Annotated in this window: 1 protein-coding gene; it reads left to right on the top strand. The window is 48.6% G+C overall.

Annotated features, from left to right (window positions below):
* The first annotated feature begins 726 nt into the window (after positions 1–726).
* Positions 727–2,001 (top strand): group II intron reverse transcriptase/maturase, encoded by a 1,275-nt coding sequence (gene ltrA, locus JOC37_RS13055; protein ID WP_238480931.1) that lies wholly within the window; start codon positions 727–729, stop codon positions 1,999–2,001.
* The last annotated feature ends 96 nt before the right edge of the window (positions 2,002–2,097 follow it).

The raw sequence follows: 2,097 nt of genomic DNA, 5'->3' as shown, positions 1-2,097 counted from the left end.
TGTTTGCCTGGCATGTCTGCCGAGCCGATGGGTTGAAAGAAACCCTGTCGCCTAACCAGCGGGAAGACAACCTGTAAGCAAGGGCGTCACTGGTAACGGTGGGGTCTGAAGGAAGCTGAAAGGGGAACTTGGAACATAGCGGAAGCGAACCGGTGTTGGCCTACTAGGTGGGTAACCTTGCAATAAGTGGGAAAGCCCGAAAGCTGGATAACCTAGGAGGTTGGGACGGATGAGTTCAAGTTCAGGTAAGCAGACTTAACCAGGGAAGCCCGGCATCATCCTGTGGTCAAAGCAGGTAAACTCAAACAAGCGGAAACGCAAGGGAGAGCATACGTGATGTCGGGTGGCAGATGAGCCCGTAGTAGTGTAGAACCCTTAGCCCGTGAAAGCTGGCAACAGACTGGAGGACAAAACTAAGGGGACACTGTACCAAGTTGCAGTGGGGCATAAAGAGCCAAAAGCCTTTATGTCTGCGAAGGGGCAAAGATAAACCAAAGAGTGCAACCGAAGAACCAACCGATGGGACGAGAAGATAACCAAGGCTGCAATGCCAAGGGGAACGTTAAGACCGGGGGTGAGAGCCGGCTGGTTTTAACGCCCGCTCAGGCGGAGTATTGCAAACAGCTCACGGTAAGATTGCCACAGAGCTAGAGACACCGTGGAATTGCAAGAAAGAACCGCCGCGAAGTCGCAAGGGACCAAGGGAGCACAGCGAAATTAGGTGAAATGATGAAGAAATGGTACAGCCTAATTGACAAAGTATATGGAATTGAAAACCTGGAAAAAGCCTACCGCGCCGTAAGAGCCAACAAAGGAGCTCCCGGAATAGACGGAGAGACCGTGGAAGCCTTCGGCCAACACCTGGAAGAAAGGCTAAACCAGCTACATCATGAACTGAAAACCGGCACATACGAACCACAACCGGTACTGCGAGTGGAAATTCCGAAGTCAGACGGGAGTAAACGCCCGCTGGGAATACCCACAGTAAAAGACCGGGTAGTCCAACAAGCACTTCTTAACATACTACAGCCCATCTTTGAACTGGACTTTCACCCGTCAAGTTATGGCTACAGACCCGGACGCTCCTGTCAACAAGCGGTAGCCAAAGCAGAAATGTTCATAAACAGATATGGTTTTAAACACGTAGTAGACATGGACCTATCCAAATGCTTTGACCGCCTGGACCATGAACTGATAATCAAAGGAGTGAACCGGAAAGTCAGCGACGGCAGCGTATTGAAACTTATTAGAAAGTTTCTAACAGCCGGAGTAATGAAAGACGGAGCCTGGGAGGAGACAGATATTGGAAGTCCGCAGGGAGGAGTTATTTCACCGCTGCTAACGAACATATATCTCGACCAATTCGACCAGGCGATGAAAGCCCGTGGCATTCGCATCGTCCGCTATGCTGATGATATACTGGTATTTGCCCGGAGTCGCAAAGAAGCGGGAAAATATCGGCAAATAGCTTACAGCATTCTCGAAGGCAAACTGAAGTTAGTAGTTAACAAACAGAAGACACACCTTACCGACGCCTACAAAGGGGTATCCTATCTTGGATTTATCATACGCACCAAATATGTTTCCATCCACCCAAAGAAGATAAAGAGCTTCAAAGACAAGATAAGGCAGCTAACCCCCAGAAACCATGGAATGAACGTAGAAGAAATGATAAAAAGACTCAACCCGGTTCTGAGAGGTTGGGCCAACTACTTCAGGATTGCCAACTGCAAAGGATTATTCGCTCAATTAATGGAGTGGATACGGCGAAGGCTGCGAATGAAAAAGATGCGGGAATGGAAGAAGTGGAAGCAGCTGCACAAAGCACTCAGAAGGCGTGGCTATAAAGGAGATTTTCTCAAAATCTCCATGACGCGATGGCGTAATTCTGCCAGCCCGCTGATAAATATGGCACTGCCTAACAGTTGGTTTAATGAATTAGGGCTAATTGACCTAACTTTATATAATGTCGGCATTTTGCATCATTTTCGAGGAAAATGACTGAGGTTTATCAGGAGCCGTATACGAGGCCCGTACGTACGGTTCTGTGAGAGGGATAACGCCGTAGCAAATTACTGCGGCGTTACCCTACTCGAT

The sequence above is a fragment of the Desulforadius tongensis genome, assembly GCF_016907915.1.
Classification (GTDB): Bacteria; Bacillota; Desulfotomaculia; order Desulfotomaculales; family Desulfohalotomaculaceae; genus Desulforadius; species Desulforadius tongensis.
The sequence above is the reverse complement of the archived record's forward strand: the minus strand, read 5'-3'. Positions and strand labels throughout refer to the sequence as shown.